Here is an 18,531-nt window from a genome sequence, read left to right as displayed (position 1 = left end):
CCGTGTCCGGCTCCATGCCATCCATCGCGCTGCGCGATCGTTCGCATGACAAGGATGTGTTGGACTCATCAATGGGGGTGGCCGCAGGCTGACTGCCATGACACAGACGGGACTTCACCGCCTCGGCACCGCGGCTCCGGAGGAGCACACCGGCCCACCCCGGGGCCTGCTGCTGCTCATGGCCGTCGCCACCGGCCTGTCCTGCGCGGGCAATTACATAGCCCAGCCGCTCCTCGACCTCATCTCCCACGACCTGCACCTCGGCAGCGTCCTTGCGGGCCTCGTCGTCACCGCATCGCAGGCCGGGTACGCACTCGGCCTGCTGCTGCTCGTGCCGCTGGGTGACGTCATCGACCGGCGCCGCCTCGCGGTGACCCTGTTCCTGGCCACCGCGCTCTTCCTCACCGTCTCGGCCCTCGCGCCCAGCGGCCCGGTCCTCCTGGCCGGCACCGTCCTCGCGGCCATCACCTCCGTCGGCGCCCAGGTAGTCGTCGCACACGCCGCCGCCCTCGCCACCGCTCAGACGCGGGGACGCACCGTCGCCACCGTCATGTCGGGCGTCCTGCTCGGCGGCCTGCTGGCCCGCACCGCTGCGGGCGGCCTGTCCGAACTGGGCGGCTGGCGCACCGCGTACTGGGTACTCGCCGTCCTCATGGCGGGCGCCGCCGTCACCCTCCACCGCCGCCTGCCGCATCTCACGGCCACCGCCGAACTGCGCTACCCGGCGCTGCTGCGCTCCACCCTCTCCCTGCTGCGCAATGAGCCGTTGCTGCGCCGCCGCGCCCTGCTCGGCGGCCTCTCCCTCGCCTCCTACAGCGCCCAACTCACCGCGCTCACCTTCCTGTTGGCCGGTGCTCCGTTCCGCTGGTCCGCGTCCTCCATCGGCTTGTTCGGCCTGGTCGGCGCCGTGGGCGTGCTGGCGATGACGTTCGCGGCGCGCCTCAGCGACCGCGGCCACGCCCGGAAGGTGACCGGCTGCGCGACCGCCCTGCTGCTCACCGGCTGGCTGATCCTGTTCGCGGGAGAGCGTTCCCTGGCCTGGCTCGCGGCAGGTGTCATCGCCCTGAACATCGGCCAGCAGGCCGTCCTGAACAGCAGCCAGACCATCCTGTTCGCCCTGCGCCCCGAAGCCCGCAACCGCATCAACTCGGCCTTCTCGACAGGCCTCTTCCTCGGCGGCGCCATCGGCTCCGCGCTCGCCTCCGTCGTCTGGGCGACAGCGGGCTGGCCCGGAGTCTGCGTCCTGGGCGCGGCCCTGTCCGCCGGAGCCGTCGCCGTCTCGGCGTGGGAAAGCGTCCGCGCCTCAGCATGACCCTCCGTCAACAACCCTCAAGATATGCTCGGTTGTCGCCCGGCAAAGGGGCTGGGGGAGGCAAGTGGGGGCCCGGGATCAATGACTACGCGTCTGGTGTTCGTTCACGGGGTCGGGGGACCGCGCGACACCGCCGCCGAGCTCGGCGAGTGGCTGCGGGCGCTGACTGACGGCGCACGGGCCGCCGGACATTCCCGACGGGCACCGCATCTTCTGCACGGCGGCGCGGTGGACGTGCGATTCGCCTATTACGGCGACCTGTTCACCGATGACCAGGCCCAGGGGACGACGACTTCGTATGACGACGCCTCCCACGCGGCGTCCCTGGTCGCCCTGATGCTCGAGGCGGTCGACGAGCACATGGCCGAAGCGGAAGACGCGTACGAGGCACGCGTGTTGCTGCGGGCCAGAACGCAGCTGGCACCCGAGGGCGATCAGCAAGGTGCCGGCGATGTCCTGCGGCAGGCGCTGAACGCCGCGAACACCTTGCTGGCGATGCCGGGCCTGCGCAAGCTCGGTGGATGGGCGAGCGACCGGCTGATGGTCCACCAACTCGGCCAGGTCAGGCGCTATCTGACCCGAGCGGCACCGGACCGGGCGGGGCTCGGCCTCGACCAGCGCATCCGCGAGCGTGTCACCCGCGAGCTCGACCCCTCGGGCCCCACCGTCGTCGTGGCGCATTCGCTGGGTACGGTGGTCGCGTTCGAGGCGCTCCACGACCACGCGGGGTCCGTGCCGCTCCTTGTCACCCTCGGATCGCCCATCGGCATGCGCACCGCGGTGCGGTCCCGCATGCGCCCACAGCCCTTGAGCGTTCCTGCCGCTGTCGGCGGCTGGCTGAACTTCTGGGACCGCGACGACTTCATCGTCGGCCGGCCCCAACTGGAGAAGTGCGTCGACCGGAACGCCGCCGCGGTCCTCCCGGTGAGCAGGCGGGTCGACTCCGACGGACTGTGGGTGCACCCGGCGGCCAAGTACCTTGCCGCCCCCGGGGTGGCGGGCCCGGTCATCGAGGCGCTCGAGGCGGCCGCGACGACATGAGGCCCCCGCACATCCCGTCGCGTCACCTCCTCGTGATCGCACCAGAGTGTCCCGCCATGGGCCTGCTCGACGGCCTGGAAGACGTCGGATACGAAGACCTCTGCCGCCTCTACACCACTCCGTTTGCCACGATGACCTACGGCGCCGTTCCCCGCACGTTCGGCCAACTACGCGGAGCTCACGGGCAGTCCGTCCCCAGCTTCTCCGGACAGGCCGTGGAGACAAATCGCTTCGGACTTTCTCAAGACGTACTACAACGTAACTTCCGGATGCTGGAACACTGCGTTCGCTCTCTCGACGCCTTCTGTCCGGGCGCCGTCATTTCCCGCAACGGAAGCGTGGTGTGGAAGGACGTGCCTCCCCACGTGGTTACCGACGGATTCCTCGATCCGTATGCGCCGGCCTCAAATGCCAGGTGGACACACCCCGGGCTCGTGGCCGAATACGTACGGCTGTGCGTGGAGGCCGGGGAGCTCGGCAAGTGGACCGTACGGCTGGTGAGTTCCATGGCGGCCACGCAGACGGCCGACATCGCGGGGCATCCCATTGGTCCGGTGACCCGTAGCAGCGCGTCCGACCGGACCGCCGAGGAGGGCATCCTGAAAGTGCGCCGCCTCTACAGCCCCGCCGACGAGAGCACGGATCTCGACGAGGACCAGTACGCCGCCGCCCTCGCGGCGACACGCGCGCGAGCGGCCGACCGGTGGCGAGGCGAGGCGGACAAGGCACCGATGCCCAGCCACCCCACCGGGGCTGCCGTCCGCGCGGTCCGCCGCCCCGACCAGCCTCTCCTGCTGATCTACCCGATCGTCCCGCCGCCCTCCGCGGTCGAGTCCTTCAATGTCCCGATCGTGGGTTTCGCCGTGAGCTTTCCGCGCTCGCGCATGGCCGAGCGGCAGATGTAACGCTGGTTCACCGCGGGGCGCCGTCACATGTTCAACAGTGACCAGAAGCGGTCGATGATCTGCTCCAGATAGGCCCGGCCCTGCTCGCCGGACGCGGCGTTGCCGACCATCCCCCGGCTCAGGGTCGCGGTCATCAGGTTCTGGTACTCCTGGTGCATCAAGCGCAGCGGGGCTTCGAGCGTCCGGCGGTCGATGCCGGTCAGTTTCGCGAGGGCTTTCGCGTGAGCCTGCCAGCGGGTGCCGACCGCCTCACCGAGCAGTTCGGCGAGGCGGGCGTTCCCGCCCGTGACGGTCAGCCGGTCGCGTACCGAGAGGCCGAGCACGGACGCGAGCGCTCCCGACTGGCGCGCGTCGCCCGTCCAGACGCCCGTGCGCTCGGCGGTCTCGTACTCGGCGGTATCCATGCCGACCGCGCGGGCGACATCGACGGCGGCGTAGCCGCGGATCAGCCGGTGCTCCCTCAACGCACGGGGCGTACCGATGAGCTGGGTCGGCTCGCACCACAACACGGCCGCGAGCGCGGCGAGTTCGCTCGGGTTGGGCGCGGCCACGCCGCGCTCCCAGGCAGTGATCGTGTCGGGGGTGATGTGACCCATGCCGAACGAGGCACGCATGCCGTGCGCGACGTGGCCGGGAGCCATGCCGAGGGAGTCGCGGATGCGGCGCGCGGCGCCGGCGTCGAAGGGCGGGGGCGCGTCATGGGAGGGGGGACCAGGCACAGCCCGGGATAATAGAGACAGATGATCGATTTGGCTACTGTGCGTTCGCCAGACCCCACTTTTCGTGCATAGATCCAGACAGGTTTTCTGTGCATACGTCCAGCAGGCGCGGGGTGAAGCCGCAGAACCTCCATAACGTCCTTGCAACCATTGCCCGTTCGGGCCGTTCTGGCGCGCATAGCCGACCTTCCGTCCGTATGATCCACAACGCTTCGCATGTGCGTTCGCGCATCACGCCGCCGACGACGGTTTCGGACGTTCCCCCAACAGTCCTCTGATTCCGGATGCGTTCACCCGCGCACGCTCCATGCGCCCCCAAGTCATGCGCAGATCCTGGAGAGTTGATGAAACACAGCGCGACCGGCGCGACGCACGACGCGTTCCCGGCATCCGGAGGGCCACGTGTCCCCAGTGGCCCGCTCGACCGCTTCTTCCGCATCAGTGAACGCGGGTCGACCTACGGCCGGGAGATACGTGGTGGATTCGCCACGTTCTTCACGATGGCGTACATCCTCGTGCTCAACCCGATCATCCTGAGCGCAGCCAAGGACAAGACCGGCGCCCAGCTCGACCCGGCGCAGCTCGTCACGGCCACCGCGCTCGTGGCCGCCGTCATGACGGTGATCATGGGCATCGGCGGCAACCTGCCGCTCGCGCTCGCGGCCGGACTCGGCCTCAACGCCGTCGTCGCCTTCCAGCTCGCCCCGATCATGACGTGGGACGACGCCATGGGGCTGATCGTCCTCGAAGGCCTCATCATCTGCGTGCTGGTCCTGACCGGACTGCGCGAGGCGGTCATGCATGCCATCCCGCAGCCGCTCAAACAGGCCATCAGCGTCGGCATCGGCCTGTTCATCGCGTTCATCGGCTTTGTCGACGCCGGGTTCGTCACCCGCATTCCGGACGCCGCGAACACCACCGTGCCGGTGCAGCTGGGCACCGGCAACCTCACCGGCTGGCCGATGCTCGTGTTCTGCATCGGGCTCGTGATGACCTTCGTGCTGCTCGCCCGCAAGGCCAAGGGCGCGATCCTCATCAGCATCGTCGTGACGACCGTCCTGGCCCTGGTCCTGAACAAGGCCGCCGACATCAAGACGTGGGGCCTGACCACGCCCGCGTTGCCGGACTCCCTCGTGGACAGCCCCGACTTCGGGCTGCTCGGCAAGTTCGACGTCTTCGGCGCGTTCGGTCAGGTCAGCGTCGTCACCGTACTGCTGCTCGTCTTCACGCTCATCCTGTCCGACTTCTTCGACACCATGGGCACGGTCGTCGGTGTCACGGCGGAGGCCGATCTGCTCGACGAGCGGGGCCAGGTCCCGGGTCTGGGGCGGGTTCTGCTCATCGACGGTGCGGCGGCGGTGGCGGGCGGTGCCGCGTCGGCCTCCTCCGCGACCACGTACATCGAATCGGCGGCGGGCGTCGGCGAAGGCGCCCGCACCGGCTTCGCCAACCTGTTCACCGGCGGCCTGTTCGCGCTCGCCCTCTTCCTCACGCCGGTACTGACGATCGTGCCCCTGCAGGCGGCGGCCCCCGCCCTCGTCGCCGTCGGCTTCCTGATGATGACGCAGGTCAAGCACATCGACTGGGACCGCTACGACATCGCGATCCCGGCGTTCCTGACCATCGCCGTCATGCCGTTCACGTACTCCATCACCAACGGCATCGGCGCCGGTTTCCTCGCGTACGTCATCATCAAGACCGCGCTCGGCAAGGCCCGCGAGGTGCACTGGCTGCTGTGGGGTGTGTCCCTGCTGTTCGTCGTCTACTTCGCCATCGACCCGATTGAGCAGCTCCTCGGCGTCAAGTGACGGATGCGGGCCCAGGGTTCATCCCTGGGCCCGCATCATCCGTCGCTGCCGCGCTAGCTCAGCGTCTTCAGCGCCGCCGCGTCGTACGCCTTCAGCTCCGCGGTCCGGTCCCCCAGGACCTTCGCCGCCCACTCCGGGTCCTGGAGCAGGGCGCGGCCGACGGCGACCATGTCGAACTCGTCGCGCTCCATGCGGTCGAGGAGGTTGTCGATGCTGCCGAGCGCGGCGCCCTCGCCCGCGAACGCCCGGATGAAGTCGCCGTCGAGGCCGACCGAGCCGACGGTGATGGTGGGCCTGCCGGTGAGCTTCTTGGTCCAGCCCGCCAGGTTGAGGTCCGAGTCATCGAACTCCGGGAGCCAGTAGCGGCGCGTGGAGGCGTGGAAGGCGTCGACACCCGCCGCGGCGAGCGGGGCCAGAATCGCTTCCAGCTCCTCCGGCGTCTCGGCGAGCCGCGCGTCGTAGGCCTCCTGCTTCCACTGCGAGTAGCGGAAGATCACCGGGAACTCGGGCGAGACGGTCTCGCGGACCGCAGCCACGATCTCCGCCGCGAAATTCGTGCGGGCCACGGAGTCGCCGCCGTAGGCATCGGTACGACGGTTGGTCCTCTCCCACAGGAACTGGTCGAGGAGATAGCCGTGGGCGCCGTGCAGCTCGACGCCGTCGAAGCCGATGCGCTCGGCGGCCGCGGCGGCCTCGACGAAGGCGCCGATGACGTCGTCCAGGTCGCTCCGGGTCATCGCCTTGCCGGTGCCCTCGGTGCCGTCGACGCGGATGCCGGAGGGGCCGACGGCGGGCGCGTCGGGGTAGGGCGCCTCGCCCTGCTTGCGCACCATGCCGATGTGCCACAGCTGCGGGACGATCGTGCCGCCCGCCGCGTGAACGTCCTCGGCGACCTTCGCCCAGCCGGCCAGCTGCTCCTCACCGTGGAACCGCGGCACACGGTCACTCTGCCCGGCCGAATCGTGCCCGACGTACGTTCCCTCGGTGACGATCAGGCCCACGCCCGCGGCGGCGCGACGGGCGTAGTACGACCGCACGTCCTCGCCCGGAACGCCGCCCGGGGAGAACATGCGCGTCATCGGCGCCATCGCGATCCGGTTCGGGACGGTCAAGCCGTTCAGCGCGACGGGCCGGGACAGGATCTCGGCCGCGCGGGAGGCCGAGGACGTAGTGACGGTCACGGTGGTGCTCCTCGTGGAAACTTGACAACTTAGATGCTTGATAAACTCAAGCAACGCCTAGACGGTAAACGCCGATATTTAAGATCGTCAAGTTTCTCGAGGTAAAGTGACCCTCATGACAGGCTCTCCCCGCGCCGACACGGCCCAGCTCATGGAGCTGCTCTCGCTGTCGCTCGGCGCCTACTACGGCGACTTCACGCTCGCGGCGGCGAGCGAGAACCTCACGGCGAGCCAGGGCAAGGCACTGTCCGTGCTACGCCGCGGTCCCGCGGCGATGCGCTCCCTGGCCGACAGCCTGACCTGCGACGCGTCCAACATGACCGGGATCATCGACCGCCTCGAGAAGCGCGGCCTGGTCCGCCGCGAACCCAGCCCCTCCGACCGCCGCGTCAAGAACGTCGTCCTCACCACCGAGGGCGAACGCGCCACGGACGCGATCCGCGCCAAGATGCACGCCACGCAGGAGGGCCTGGACCGCCTCACCGAGGAGGACCGCGCCACGCTGCACACCCTGCTGGAACGCGTGTTCCTCTCCCCGCCCGCCGCCTGAACGAAGGTGGCGGTGCCTCAGTGCTGGATCAGGCCGGCCGATGGGCTCACATGGATGCGTAGATCGCCGAACCGGTGGGACGGCCAGTCGCGGGCGTGCTCCGGCGGGTCGTCCTCCGCCGCGGCGAGCGTGGCCGTCGGCGTGTGCTGTGCGGTCCGCAGGAGGTCCGCCCGGGTGGTGCTGGCGTTGTGGCCGTGCGTCTGGGCGGAGGAGCACCCGGCGTAGAAGGCGATCGGGAGGGCCTCGGACCCGGTCAGTACGCATGGCGGTCGTACGCCGAGACGGTGGAGCTCCGATGCCGTGCGGGCCCAGTCGCGGCGGGCGGCGGTGGAGCGGGCCACGGCGTCCTCCAGCACCGCGTACTGCACGGCCAGATGCCCGGCGAGGGCGAGCGCCGCCAGCGTCACGGCCACCGGCCGCCATGCCGGGCGTGCGGTGGTGACCAGGTGGGTGAGGGCGTCGGCGACCGGGATGGCGAGCAGCGCGTAGAAGGGCAGCAGGAAGCGCGGCGCGGCGTAGCCGATCATGAACAGGTACGGGATGCTCGCCGTCGTGGCGCAGGCCAGCGGCAGGAGCGTGCGCGTGGTGCGCCGGGATCTGACCGCGACCGCGAGGCCGATCGCGGCGAGCAGCGGCAGGGCGAACCACCACGCGATCAGCTCCGGGCCCGGGATCGCACCGGTGCACGGCCGGCACAGCGTCTGACCGCGCAGGCTGCGCAACTGATCACCGACGGCGATGTTCCAGCCGAGACCGCCCTGGATCCGGGACGCGTCGGCGAGCCGCGCGCTCAGCCCGCCGAAACTGACGTACGCCTCGACGATCCACCCGACAGCCCCGGTCGCAAGACCCACGACGAGCGCCGCCAGCGGCCGTGGCCGCCGCCATCGGCGGACGCAGAGCAGCAGAGCGAAGAGGGGGAGGGTCACCCAGACCGCGTCGGTGGGCCGCATCCACGCCAGCAGCGCCGTGCTCGCGCCCACGCCCCACAGCGCGGCCCGGTCGGAGCGGTCCGCCTGGGCCCGCAGGAGACAGCCCACGCCCGCCAGGGCGCCGATCGCGACCCAGTAGTTGGGCATGACCTCCGGGCCGTAGAAGACGGTCACCCAGAGAGTCGCGAACAAGGCGCCGCCGAGGGCCACCACCCGCACGGGGAACAGGCCGCGCCAGGCGCGCAGCGCCAGGAACAGGCCGAGGCCGGACAGCAGGGCGAGATAGATCCGCAGGAGTTCGGTGGACGACGACCAGGAGGCGATCGGCGCGACAAGGAGTGAGATCCCCCGGGCGCGGGGCGCGCTGAAGAACGCCGCCGGAGCATGGCCACTGACCTGGCTGACGTACACCGCCTCGTCCCAGCCGAGGCCCATCCCGGGCCGCACGAGGACCAGTTGGGCCAGCACGAATCCGGCCGCCACGACCGCCGGCCAGCGCCGGTCTCCGGTACGTCGCGACGTGCGGACGGCCCGCCTCGGGCCGTGGCGCTCCGCTTCGACGAGCGGGACGTTCAAGGGCTTGACCATCGCCTACCTTTCACCCCTACACGCAGTAGGTCCCTCCGCCTCCTCGCAGAGCGCAAGACGGAGGGATGCAAATCGGTAAAAACGATGACAAATTATCCCGCGCTGCCAGCGGGCGCAGGGCAGAGGTCGACCATCCGGAGCAGCCCGCCGCAGGGCGCCTGATGGAAAGTCAGTACTCAGCGGCTCCCGCTGCGCCGCGCCCCCTGCGACGTATGCTTGCGCCGGTCAGGGGAGGAGGGGCGATGGGGCGAATGCCGTCGGCGCAGCGGCGCAGGCAACTGGTCGAGGCCGCGATCCGGGTGATGGCCCGCGACGGCGTCGCGAAGACCACGACACGGTCCGTCGTGGCGGAGGCGGGCGTCTCGCTGAGCGTCTTCCACTACTGCTTCGACTCCAAGCAGGAGTTGCTCGAAGCGGTGATGGACACCATCTCCGAGCACTCCGAGTCGGACGTCCTCACCACGCTCATCCGCAGACCCACCCTGCGCGAGACGATCCGCGCCGGGCTCCAGGCGTACTGGGACCATGTGCTGGCCAATCCCGGAGAGCACATGCTGACGTACGAGCTCACCCAGTACGCCCTGCGGGAGCCCGGCTACGAGCATCTCGCCCGGCGGCAGTACGAGCGCTATGTCGCGGCCCACACCAAGGTGATCCGCCAGCTCCCCGCGGTCCTCGGCGTGGAGCTGGCGGTGCCCGAACCCGCGGCCGCCAGGTATCTGGCCGCGCTGACCGACGGGCTCACCCTCAACTTCCTCGTCCTTGGCGACGAGGAGAAGGCGGGCGACGTACTGGACATCGTGGCGGACCAGATCCTGACGCTCGTACGGGAGTAACCAGGTCAGCGGCTGTAGACCGCTGCCTCATTGATGGAATAGCCGTACTTGGTGGCCCGAGTCACGCCGTGGATACGGACGTAACGCGCCTGCACCGGACTGAACACCGCGTTGTCCAGGCCTCCGTCCGCGGTGTCCGTGGACCACACGGTCCGCCACGTGCTCCCGTCATCCGAGACCTCGATCCGGTAGGCCCGTGCGGAGGCCTTCTCCCAGTCGAGGGAGACCTTGCCGACCGTACGGGAGCCGCCCAGATCGAGCCGCAGCCACTGGTCGTCCGACCAGCCGCTCGCCCATCGCGTGCCGGTGTCGCCGTCCACGGCCTTGCCTGCGGCGTAGCTGGTGAACGGGTTCCACTCCGTGTCACTGGCGCTCGCCGCGGCGTCGGCCGCGAGGTTGGGCGCGGGCTTGTGGCCTTCGGTCGCCTTCCACGTGCGGAGATAGGACTCCGCGCCGCCGAGCAGATCCTCCACCGTGTCCTTGCCGCCGCTGAGCCGCATCTGCTCGAGCCAGTCGGGCACCATGCCGACCTGGGCCGCACCGTCGGTGTTGAAGTCCCAGGTGCGGTCGCCGGTGCGCTGCCGGTCGACGACGGAGCCGCCGTCGGCGCTGCGGAAGGGGTACTTGACCGCGTTGGGGGCGTCGGGTCCGACCGGTCCCGGCCAGCCGCCGACGCCGTTCATGTCGGTGCCGTAGCCGAGTCCGACGCCGTACTTCTCGCGCAGCGGCTTGGTCCCCGCGGACTCCTTGGCGAAGCTGTCGGCGCTGGACATGTACGAGGACTTGAAGCCGCCGAGACGGTAGACCCGCTCCAGCCAGCCGTCGTCCATCCAGCTGTGACTGGAGAGCGCGCCGGGGTAGTCCGCCGACTCCAGCATGTCCAGGGCCCGGTCGGCGGCTTTGACGCTCATGTGGTCGACCTCGAGCATCATGTTGCGCTTCATCATCCCCTTGACCGCGTACTCGCCGAGGCGGGTCAGCCCGCGGGTGTTGCACTGCGCGTCGCTGTCGTACGCGGGGACCTTGGTGCCGGCGGGGAGCAGTTTGCTCACCTCGGCAGGGGCAGCCGCGTTGCCGGAGGGGTTGTCGTGCTGCGGACCGCTGCACTTCTCCGTACGCCAGAAGGTGCCGGTGGAGAGGAACTGGCCGATGTTCACGGCCGTTCCGATGGTGCCCGAGTCCATCCGCACCCCGCAGAGCGCGTTGTCGAACTTGTGGCACAGGAACATGCTGCGCACACCCAGCTTGTGCAGCTCGTCCAGACCGCTGTCGATGTCGGCCTGGCTGCACTGAGGTACGCCGAGGATCTGCTTGCAGCCGAAGGGCTCCGAGGTCTCGACGCCGAGTACCACGGCGAGCTTGCCCTCCGCGGCGACCTGGCGGGCCTGGCTGGAGTCGGTGACGATACGGAAGAAGCCCTTGCCCTTTCCGCCGTAGATCTTGTCGATGTAGTCCTGCATCTCGTAGGTCTTACGGGCTTCGAGGCGGATGGCGTCCATCTCGTCGCAGCCGCGGTCCCTGACGTAGATCGAGCACAACAGGCCGTTGGACACCAGGTCGTTGACCAGGATCCGCTGGCCGCCGCGCCAGGCGCGCTCCAGCCATGCGTAGTAATTCTGCTGGTGGCTGAGGGAGTTGTGCGCGGGCCAGTCCTTGAACGTCGGCCAGCCCACCGGGTCGTGGTGGCCGTCCGCACCGCCGGTGACGTTCTCGAAGAGGGCGAGCGAGCCGTCGGGATAGTGCTCGGGGCAGTCCTTGAGGGCATCGGCGATGCCCTCGGTGGAGAACGCCTTGCCGCAGATGATGCGGCCGCCGAAGCCCTCGTTGGACATCAGGTGATTGTGCCCGTCGACGAATCCGCGGACCCGGCCCTTGCTGTCCGTGCCGCTGAAGGGTTCGCCGGTGACGTTGATCTGCGCATCGGCGGCGGGCCGCGCCGTGGGCTCCCACCAGGGGGTGTCGGCGCCCACGGCCGGTGGGGAGCCGACGGTGAACGCCAGCAGGAGGGTGACGACAGCGGCAAAGAGTCCGCGTCTGCGGAGGAGGGTCATCCGGGGCTACCTTCGCTGTCCGGGATGGGCGCGCGCTAACTTACTCGCGCGTAGGTCCCGTCGAGGATGGCGCGACCCTGACAACCAGTCAAGAGTCCGGGACGGATGACCTATTTGACACATCGTCAGGCCTGCCGGCTGAAGGAGAGCCCTCTCACGCGCCCTGCTGTCAGGTGCGAGGCGGCCCCTGAATGCGCCACGAACTGGAGTTCAGTCCGCCGCGGTGGCGCCCTGGATCGCCGAGAGCCATCTCCGGGCCTGTCGGCTGATACTGCCGCACCGGTCACCCCCACCTCGCCCGTACGCGGCTACAAGGAGGCGGGCACCACGACCACGCCGTTCGACATGGTCGTACGCAACGACCTCGACCGGAGCCGCCTCGTCATGAACGTCATCGACCGCGCCCCCGGTCTCGCCGTCCGCACCGCCCCCGTCCGCCCGTGATGGCCGACACCCGCACCCGCCACCACACCTGGATCCGCGAACACGGCACCGACCTCCCGGAGGTCGCCGCCTGGACCTGGACCCGGCCGGCACCCCGACCGCACCGCGGAGGTGCGCACCCTGCCTCCGCAGCAGACCATCACCGTCGGCATCGACGGCTCACCCGAGAGCCGTCCTCGGCCGCCGCATCGGCTCGACGGAGACAGCACAGCCCCGGCCGTTCGATGCCGATCGGTGAGCGGTGGGAGGCGGGCACGCTGATGTGCAGCGTGCCCGGTCCCATCCGCTCCGGCGGACAGTCGGCTCAGCTCCGGGCCGGGGTGAGCACCACGAAGTCCGCGTTCGACGGGTCAAGACAGACGGCCAGGCGGCCGACGCCCTCCGCGTCCGCCGGTCCCATCTGCACGCTCCCTCCGTTCTCGGTGACCTTCGCGACCGCGGCGTCGCAGTCGGCGACAGCGAAGACCGGGTGCCAGTACGGCCGCCCGCCCGCCAGCGCGAGGTCCTCTGTGCGGAGCCGCATCAGGCCGCCCTGCATGCGCTCATCGGGAAGCCCGGCGGGCGTGATGAGGGTGTACGTGCCACCGCCGCCCGGCAGCTCCATATCGCTGAACTGCCAGCCGAAGACACCGCCGTAGAACACCTTGGCGGCCGCGGCGTCGCTCGTGTACAGCTCGGTCCAGGACAGCGAGCCCGGCTCGTCCGCCAGCTCGAAGCCCGCGTTCTTCCCCGGCTGCCAGACGGCGAACTGGCTCCCCAGCGGGTCGCTGTACTGCGCCATCCGACCCCAGTCGTCGAGGTCCCGCGGCGCCACCCGCACCGTGCCGCCCGCGCGCTCCACGGCCTGAGTCGTGGCGTCCGCGTCGGCGACGGTGTAGTAGATCATCCAGGCCGAGCGCGCTCCCTCCTCGGTGAGCTTGCCGAGCCCGGCGACGGTCTTGCCGTCCTTCTTGAACATCCCGCCATCCATGTCCGCCGACTCGCCCATGGACTCGTACTCCCAGCCGAGCACCGCGCCGTAGAAGGCCGCGGCGGACCGGACGTCCGGGGCACCGAGGTCGAGCCAACAGGGGGAGCCGGAAGCGAGGTCAGTAGTGATCACGGCGATTCCCTTCGCAGGTCCTGTGTGGCACCAGCCTGGCACCCGCCACTGACAGTCGCGCGTCGACCGCCCGGCGGCCTGCCGGCTCGGACGATGCCGCGAAGGCGGCGGTCGCCCGCGTTCCGGCAGACCGAAGCCACTCAGCGCAGTACGGCCGCCAGCAGGTCGGCCCCCAGCGTCGTCAGATCGGGCCGATTGAGGGTGTGCCGGACGTAACGACCGTGCCGTCGGGCCGTGAGCAGGCCCGCGCGGCGCAGGACAGCGAGGTGGCGGGAAACCTCCGAGGATGAGAGTTCCCAGGCGTGGGCCAGTTCACCGGTGGTGTGCGGGCCGCGGGCCAGGGTGCGCAGCAGCCGCAGCCGTACCGGATGTGCGAGTGCCTCCAGCCGTAGTGTGACCGCTTCCAGCGATACCGGCTCTGATGGACTCGGCTCGGCCACGGGGTACTGCACCACCGGCTGCCACTCGCGCGCGTGGACCGCCACCAGGTGCGGGCGGCCGAAGACACTGGGGATGAAGGTGACCCCGGTGCCATGGGCGACGGTCGCCTTGTCCAGCAGCTTGTCCACGATGATGCAGTCGCCGTCCGGTGCCAGGGCGACCGCGCCGGAGACCGATGCGAGTGCCGCCCCGATGCCCTGGCGCTTCAGCAGGTCGTTCTTCAGGCGCAGGTCGGTGGCGAGCTCCACGGCGACGCCCGCCCAGGCGGCGTCGAAGAAGGCCTCGGCGCACTGTTCGAGGGTGTGGCGCACCCGAGCCCTCACAGCGGCCGGGTCCGCGAGCAGCCGTTCGGCGAAGGCCTCTTGCCGCGCGCCACGAGCCTGGGCCAGGTCCAGGGCCCGCTCGCGCGCGGTCGCGTCGGTGAGTGGCGACGACGCGGCGAAGTGGACCCGGTTGCTGCCGCACGTGGTGACGAGCGCGGCGGTCACATACGTTTCGTCGTCGATCCGGTCCACGTCGTCCAACTCCTCGGCGAGGGTCGGCCGGGGTCGGGCGGGGATCAGGAAGTCGGCTTGTGAGCAACGCCAGAGGAACTCCGCCTCCCGCAACCGCTCGGCCAGCTCCGGCCGCAGCCCGGCCCAGACATCCCCGGCCCAGTCGGCGAACTGCGGATGATGCCCGGGTTCGGCCAGCACGTGCAGCATCGCGGTCAGCTCGGCCAGCGGGGAGGCGGCGAACCGCAGTCGCTCGGACGGCAGGCCGCTGATGTCGATCCTCAACGTCATCCCCTCAGCATCCCTGACCGGATGGCCTGCGACGGCGTCGGTTGACGGTGTCCGTCAACTGACGTGGCCGGCCCGGCGGCTGAACGCACCGTTGCGCCATGGCAACCACCACCAAGATCCAGCCCCGTGCCCTCGTCCGTGCCTCCGGAGGCCCCCGCTATGCCGTCGCCCTGGCCGTGGACGCGCTCGGCACCGGCCTGCTGCGGCCCTTTCTGCTGCTCTACGGGGTGACGGTGCTGAGGCTGTCCGCGCCGGCCACCGGCATCGCCATGACGGTCGGCGTCGTCATGGGTCTGGTGTGCATGCCCGCGGTGGGCCGATGGCTGGACCGGGGCGCCCGCAGCACAGTCGTGGCAGCGTCGATGCTGGTGCGGGTGCTTGGCGTGGCGCTGCTGCTTGCCACCCCGGCAGGGCACGTCTGGCTGTTCGCGACGGCGGCGCTCTTCCTCGGCATCGGCAACCAGGCATGGCCGGCCGCCCACGCAGCTCTCGTGGCCACGGTGGCCCACGGCCGGGAACGCGACACCGCTCTCGCGGGAGGCCGCGCCCTGCGCAACGCCGGCATGGGCGCGGGCGCGCTCCTCGCCACCGCATGCCTGGCGGGCGGCACCACCGCATTGCAGGCGCTGGCAGCCGTCACCGGGCTCGCCTATCTCACTGCGGCGGCCTTGGCGTGGTCGGTCCACCTACACGCGCGTCCGGCCACTGCCCCGGCCAAGGACGGCGACGACGGGCCCGCACCCCGGATGCGCGCGCTGCTGGCCGCGAACGTGGTCTACGCCTTCTGCCTCAACGTCCCCGAGATCGCGCTCCCGTTGGTCCTGGTGACACAGTTGCACGCCTCCCCCGTGTGGTCGGCAGTCATCTTCGTGGCCAACACGGTGCTTGTGGTCACCCTGCAGGTTCCGGTCACCGTCCTGATGTCCCGCTTCTCCCGGCGGACCGTGCTCGCTTTCGCCGGCGTGGTACTCACCGCGTCCTACCTCGGCTTCCTCGCGGCCACCTCACTGGGACACGGTTGGGGTGCCCCGGCTGTCGCCACCGTGTCCGTGGTCTGCACTATCGGCGAGATCATCTATGCCGGCAGCGCCACCGCGCTCGTCACCGCCCTCGCCCCTGCCCATGTCCTGGGACGCACGCTCGCCCGCTTCGAGCTCTCCACGGGCTTCGGCCTCGCCGTCTCCCCGGCGGTCATCACCGCTCTCGCACCCCACGGCTCGGCCGCCCTCTGGGGCAGCCTCGCCGCTGCGACGCTCCTCTCCGCCTCCGCCGTCGCCACCGAGAAGGATCAAGGAACGCGGCTCAGCGGTTGCTGCCACCGGGCGCGAGCAGGCTCGTGAGCCAGGTTGTACGGAGAAATGGCGGCCACACCCTGGGAAGCGATCTCGGTCAGCCCAGGAAGCTCAACCGCACCTGACGGTCGGCGTTGTCCCGGTTCGTATCCACCAGACACACCGACTGCCACGTCCCCAACTCCAGCTGCCCCCCGATCACGGGCAGCGTCGCGTGCGGCGCCACCAGCGCCGGCAGGACGTGGTCGCGGCCATGGCCGGGGCTGCCGTGGCGGTGCTGCCAGCGGTCGTCGGCCGGCAGCAGGGCGTGCAGCGCGGCCAGGAGGTCGCTGTCGCTGCCCGCGCCCGTTTCCAGGATCGCGATGCCCGCGGTCGCGTGGGGGACGAAGACGTTGAGGAGGCCGTCGCGGCCCGCCGCCGCCACGCGCAGGAAGCGCTCGCAGTCGCCGGTGAGGTCGAAGACCGTCTCGGCCGAGCCGGTGTTGATGTTCAGGACATGGGTGGTGAAAGCGTCGGACATGGGCCCATCCTCCCTCACCTCACTCCCATTCACTGATACGCGGCGTCCGCCTTTCGAGACGGCGTTGACCGTACGTGAATGATCTCGCTACGTTCTGCGGCATGTTGCGTTCAGCTCTGCTCACCACGCGCGGTCACATCGACCTGCTGCGGGTGGCTTCTGCTGCGTGTCGTCCCGGCTGCTGACGTTCCCTCAGCCCGCTTTGCATTCTTCGCGCTTCTTCGCCGCCTTCTTCGCCCTCTCTGCCCTGCTGCTTGCGTGCGGTTGAATTCACCGTCCCTCGCGTAGGCCTTTCGGGCATCGGGCACCTCTCTCCCTCCTGCCGTGGAGCACCCATGAGCATCAGTCATGCCCCGCCGGATTCACCACCAGACATTTCGGAAATATCCAAGTCTGCCCAGGACACACCGCCGACCGCCCCCGAACTCGTCCCCATCGTCCCCTCATCCACCCGCCGCACCCGCGTCCCCCGCTGGCTGCGCCGCACCTCCGGCCCGCTCGCGCTGCTCGCGCTCTGGCAACTCCTCAGCTCCACAGGGGTGTTGACCAAAGACATCCTCGCCTCACCCGGGACCATCGCCGGCGTCGCCCGTGACCTCATCGCCGACGGATCGCTGGCCTCCGCCATGGGAGTGTCCCTGCAGCGCGTCGCGGTGGGACTGCTGCTCGGCACCGTCGTGGGGGCCGCGCTCGCGCTCGTCTCGGGGCTCTTCCGCATCGGCGAGGATCTCGTCGACGCCAGTGTGCAGATGCTGCGCACCGTGCCGTTCGTCGGGCTCATCCCGCTGTTCATCATCTGGTTCGGCATCGGCGAGGCGCCCAAGATCGCCATCATCACGCTGGGTGTCTCCTTCCCGCTGTATCTGAATGTGTACGCCGGGATTCGCGGGGTCGACTCGCAACTCATCGAGGCCGGGGAGTCGCTGGGGCTCTCGCGGTGGGGGCTCGTGCGGCATGTGATCCTGCCGGGCGCGCTGCCGGGTGCGATGACCGGTCTGCGCTACTCCCTCGGCATCGCCTGGCTCGCCCTCGTCTTCGCCGAGCAGATCAACGCTGACTCCGGGATCGGCTTCCTGATGGTCCAGGCGCGTGACTTCCTGCGGACCGACGTGATCGTGGTCTGCCTGATCGTCTACGCCTTCCTCGGCCTCGTCGCCGACTTCATCGTCCGCACCCTCGAAAGGCTGCTGCTGCAATGGCGACCGACGTTCACCGGCCGGTGACTCCTGCCGCGGCCGCGACAGCCCAGGCCACTTCGGCCGTACGCGTCGAAGGGCTGACCCGCTCCTTCGACGGGCGCGCCGTCATCGACCGGCTCGAACTCGACGTGAAGCCCGGCGAGTTCGTGGCGCTGCTCGGGCGCAGCGGCTGCGGCAAGTCGACCCTGCTGAGGATCCTCGCCGGGCTCGACCGCGACATCGAGGGCACGGTCCTTGTACCGCGCCGCAAGGCCGTCGCGTTCCAGGCGCCGCGCCTCATGCCGTGGAAGCGCGTCTGGCGCAACGTACTGCTCGGCCTGCAGGGCAAGCCCGAACGGGGCGTCGCCGAGCGGGCGTTGGAGGAGGTCGGCCTCAAGCATCGTACGAACGCCTGGCCCAAGACGCTCTCCGGCGGTGAGGCCCAGCGTGCCTCGCTGGCCCGTGCCCTGGTGCGCGAACCCGATCTGCTGCTGCTCGACGAGCCGTTCGGCGCGCTCGACGCCCTCACCCGCATCAAGGCCCAGCGGCTCGTCGACGAGCTGTGGCAGCGGCGCGGGTGCGCCGTGCTCCTCGTCACGCACGACGTCGAGGAAGCGGTGCTCCTCGCCGACCGGGTGCTCGTCATGGACGAGGGAGTCATCGCGTACGAGACACAGATCGATCTGGACCGGCCGCGCGGCATCTCCGATCCCCGCTTCGCCGAGCTGCGCGCCGAACTGCTGCGGCGTCTCGGCGTCGAGGAGACCACCGCGCACTCGGCCTCCGGCGCTGCCGCGTAAGGCCCATCCCCTCCCCCGGCACCTGCACCTGCACCTGCACCTGCAC

16 protein-coding genes and 1 pseudogene are annotated in these 18,531 nt (G+C 70.1%); 10 read left to right on the top strand and 7 right to left on the bottom strand.

The genetic code is table 11. The features are described 5' to 3' along the window. Nucleotides 1-97 precede the first annotated feature (97 nt). The 3 genes from E2651_RS01910 to E2651_RS01900 all read left to right on the top strand — a co-directional run bounded on the left by E2651_RS01910 (nt 98) and on the right by E2651_RS01900 (nt 3,258). On the top strand, nt 98-1,312 hold the full coding sequence (locus tag E2651_RS01910) for an MFS transporter (RefSeq protein WP_245238504.1): 1,215 nt from the start codon (nt 98-100) through the stop codon (nt 1,310-1,312). An 81-nt stretch (nt 1,313-1,393) separates the two neighbouring features. Continuing rightward, nucleotides 1,394-2,353, top strand: coding sequence for an alpha/beta hydrolase (locus E2651_RS01905; protein ID WP_135329176.1), 960 nt, complete (start codon nt 1,394-1,396; stop codon nt 2,351-2,353). A 56-nt stretch (nt 2,354-2,409) separates the two neighbouring features. Continuing rightward, nucleotides 2,410-3,258, top strand: a complete 849-nt coding sequence (locus tag E2651_RS01900; RefSeq protein WP_135329175.1) for a hypothetical protein — start codon at nt 2,410-2,412, stop codon at nt 3,256-3,258. Nucleotides 3,259-3,281: 23 nt separating this feature from the next. Here E2651_RS01900 and E2651_RS01895 read toward each other — a convergent pair whose 3' ends face one another. Further along, nucleotides 3,282-3,977 (bottom strand): helix-turn-helix transcriptional regulator, encoded by a 696-nt coding sequence (locus tag E2651_RS01895; protein ID WP_135329174.1) that lies wholly within the window; start codon nt 3,975-3,977, stop codon nt 3,282-3,284. A gap of 344 nt (nt 3,978-4,321) precedes the next feature. On the opposite strand from E2651_RS01895, the gene E2651_RS01890 reads away from it, so the two are divergent. Further along, nucleotides 4,322-5,785: an NCS2 family permease gene (locus tag E2651_RS01890; RefSeq protein ID WP_135329173.1), complete on the top strand. Its 1,464-nt coding sequence runs from the start codon at nt 4,322-4,324 to the stop codon at nt 5,783-5,785. Between the two features lie 53 nt (nt 5,786-5,838). Here the strand turns inward: E2651_RS01890 and E2651_RS01885 are convergent, their stop codons facing one another. Beyond that, nucleotides 5,839-6,966, bottom strand: a complete 1,128-nt coding sequence (locus E2651_RS01885) for an NADH:flavin oxidoreductase (RefSeq protein WP_135329172.1) — start codon at nt 6,964-6,966, stop codon at nt 5,839-5,841. Between the two features lie 115 nt (nt 6,967-7,081). Here E2651_RS01885 and E2651_RS01880 point away from each other — a divergent pair, with 115 nt between their 5' ends. After that, the gene (locus E2651_RS01880; RefSeq protein WP_245238503.1) at nt 7,082-7,516 is read left to right on the top strand and encodes a MarR family transcriptional regulator; all 435 of its coding nucleotides are present in this window, start codon (nt 7,082-7,084) and stop codon (nt 7,514-7,516) included. A gap of 17 nt (nt 7,517-7,533) precedes the next feature. Here E2651_RS01880 and E2651_RS01875 read toward each other — a convergent pair whose 3' ends face one another. Further along, nucleotides 7,534-9,036, bottom strand: coding sequence for a hypothetical protein (locus E2651_RS01875; protein WP_245238502.1), 1,503 nt, complete (start codon nt 9,034-9,036; stop codon nt 7,534-7,536). A gap of 242 nt (nt 9,037-9,278) precedes the next feature. Between E2651_RS01875 and E2651_RS01870 the strand changes: the two genes are divergently transcribed. Next, complete coding sequence (locus E2651_RS01870; RefSeq protein ID WP_135329171.1) at nt 9,279-9,872, top strand: TetR family transcriptional regulator; 594 nt, start codon at nt 9,279-9,281, stop codon at nt 9,870-9,872. A 5-nt stretch (nt 9,873-9,877) separates the two neighbouring features. On the opposite strand, the gene E2651_RS01865 is transcribed toward E2651_RS01870, so the two are convergent. Beyond that, nucleotides 9,878-11,923 (bottom strand): discoidin domain-containing protein, encoded by a 2,046-nt coding sequence (locus E2651_RS01865; RefSeq protein WP_135329170.1) that lies wholly within the window; start codon nt 11,921-11,923, stop codon nt 9,878-9,880. A gap of 275 nt (nt 11,924-12,198) precedes the next feature. Here E2651_RS01865 and E2651_RS01860 point away from each other — a divergent pair. After that, nucleotides 12,199-12,447, top strand: a pseudogene (locus E2651_RS01860) (phosphoketolase); the annotation flags it as partial. A 224-nt stretch (nt 12,448-12,671) separates the two neighbouring features. Here E2651_RS01860 and E2651_RS01855 read toward each other — a convergent pair. Further along, on the bottom strand, nt 12,672-13,469 hold the full coding sequence (locus tag E2651_RS01855) for a VOC family protein (RefSeq protein ID WP_135329169.1): 798 nt from the start codon (nt 13,467-13,469) through the stop codon (nt 12,672-12,674). 140 nt (nt 13,470-13,609) lie between these two features. Then, nucleotides 13,610-14,695: a helix-turn-helix domain-containing protein gene (locus E2651_RS01850; RefSeq protein ID WP_135329168.1), complete on the bottom strand. Its 1,086-nt coding sequence runs from the start codon at nt 14,693-14,695 to the stop codon at nt 13,610-13,612. A 98-nt stretch (nt 14,696-14,793) separates the two neighbouring features. Between E2651_RS01850 and E2651_RS01845 the strand changes: the two genes are divergently transcribed. Further along, nucleotides 14,794-16,035: an MFS transporter gene (locus E2651_RS01845; protein ID WP_135329167.1), complete on the top strand. Its 1,242-nt coding sequence runs from the start codon at nt 14,794-14,796 to the stop codon at nt 16,033-16,035. A 49-nt stretch (nt 16,036-16,084) separates the two neighbouring features. Here E2651_RS01845 and E2651_RS01840 read toward each other — a convergent pair whose 3' ends face one another. Beyond that, nucleotides 16,085-16,507, bottom strand: a complete 423-nt coding sequence (locus tag E2651_RS01840) for a YjbQ family protein (protein ID WP_135329166.1) — start codon at nt 16,505-16,507, stop codon at nt 16,085-16,087. 335 nt (nt 16,508-16,842) lie between these two features. On the opposite strand from E2651_RS01840, the gene E2651_RS01835 reads away from it, so the two are divergent. After that, complete coding sequence (locus E2651_RS01835) at nt 16,843-17,730, top strand: ABC transporter permease (protein ID WP_135329165.1); 888 nt, start codon at nt 16,843-16,845, stop codon at nt 17,728-17,730. Next, nucleotides 17,703-18,485: an ABC transporter ATP-binding protein gene (locus tag E2651_RS01830; protein ID WP_135329164.1), complete on the top strand. Its 783-nt coding sequence runs from the start codon at nt 17,703-17,705 to the stop codon at nt 18,483-18,485. Before E2651_RS01835 ends, E2651_RS01830 begins: the two co-directional genes overlap by 28 nt. The last annotated feature ends 46 nt before the right edge of the window (nt 18,486-18,531 follow it).

Origin of the sequence: Streptomyces sp. MZ04, assembly GCF_004684775.1 — a bacterium.
Taxonomy (GTDB): Bacteria; Actinomycetota; Actinomycetes; order Streptomycetales; family Streptomycetaceae; genus Streptomyces.
The sequence above is the reverse complement of the archived record's forward strand: the minus strand, read 5'-3'. Positions and strand labels throughout refer to the sequence as shown.

What these genes read in the sequence shown, in the direction of transcription:
- E2651_RS01910 (WP_245238504.1), top strand. Translation starts at nt 98, where the DNA reads ATGACACAGACGGGACTTCACCGCCTCGGCACCGCGGCTCCGGAGGAG.
- E2651_RS01905 (WP_135329176.1), top strand. Translation starts at nt 1,394, where the DNA reads ATGACTACGCGTCTGGTGTTCGTTCACGGGGTCGGGGGACCGCGCGAC.
- E2651_RS01900 (WP_135329175.1), top strand. Translation starts at nt 2,410, where the DNA reads ATGGGCCTGCTCGACGGCCTGGAAGACGTCGGATACGAAGACCTCTGC.
- E2651_RS01890 (WP_135329173.1), top strand. Translation starts at nt 4,322, where the DNA reads ATGAAACACAGCGCGACCGGCGCGACGCACGACGCGTTCCCGGCATCC.
- E2651_RS01880 (WP_245238503.1), top strand. Translation starts at nt 7,082, where the DNA reads ATGACAGGCTCTCCCCGCGCCGACACGGCCCAGCTCATGGAGCTGCTC.
- E2651_RS01875 (WP_245238502.1), bottom strand. Translation starts at nt 9,036, where the DNA reads ATGGTCAAGCCCTTGAACGTCCCGCTCGTCGAAGCGGAGCGCCACGGC.
- E2651_RS01870 (WP_135329171.1), top strand. Translation starts at nt 9,279, where the DNA reads ATGGGGCGAATGCCGTCGGCGCAGCGGCGCAGGCAACTGGTCGAGGCC.
- E2651_RS01865 (WP_135329170.1), bottom strand. Translation starts at nt 11,923, where the DNA reads ATGACCCTCCTCCGCAGACGCGGACTCTTTGCCGCTGTCGTCACCCTC.
- E2651_RS01850 (WP_135329168.1), bottom strand. Translation starts at nt 14,695, where the DNA reads ATGACGTTGAGGATCGACATCAGCGGCCTGCCGTCCGAGCGACTGCGG.
- E2651_RS01845 (WP_135329167.1), top strand. Translation starts at nt 14,794, where the DNA reads ATGGCAACCACCACCAAGATCCAGCCCCGTGCCCTCGTCCGTGCCTCC.
- E2651_RS01840 (WP_135329166.1), bottom strand. Translation starts at nt 16,507, where the DNA reads ATGTCCGACGCTTTCACCACCCATGTCCTGAACATCAACACCGGCTCG.
- E2651_RS01835 (WP_135329165.1), top strand. Translation starts at nt 16,843, where the DNA reads ATGAGCATCAGTCATGCCCCGCCGGATTCACCACCAGACATTTCGGAA.
- E2651_RS01830 (WP_135329164.1), top strand. Translation starts at nt 17,703, where the DNA reads ATGGCGACCGACGTTCACCGGCCGGTGACTCCTGCCGCGGCCGCGACA.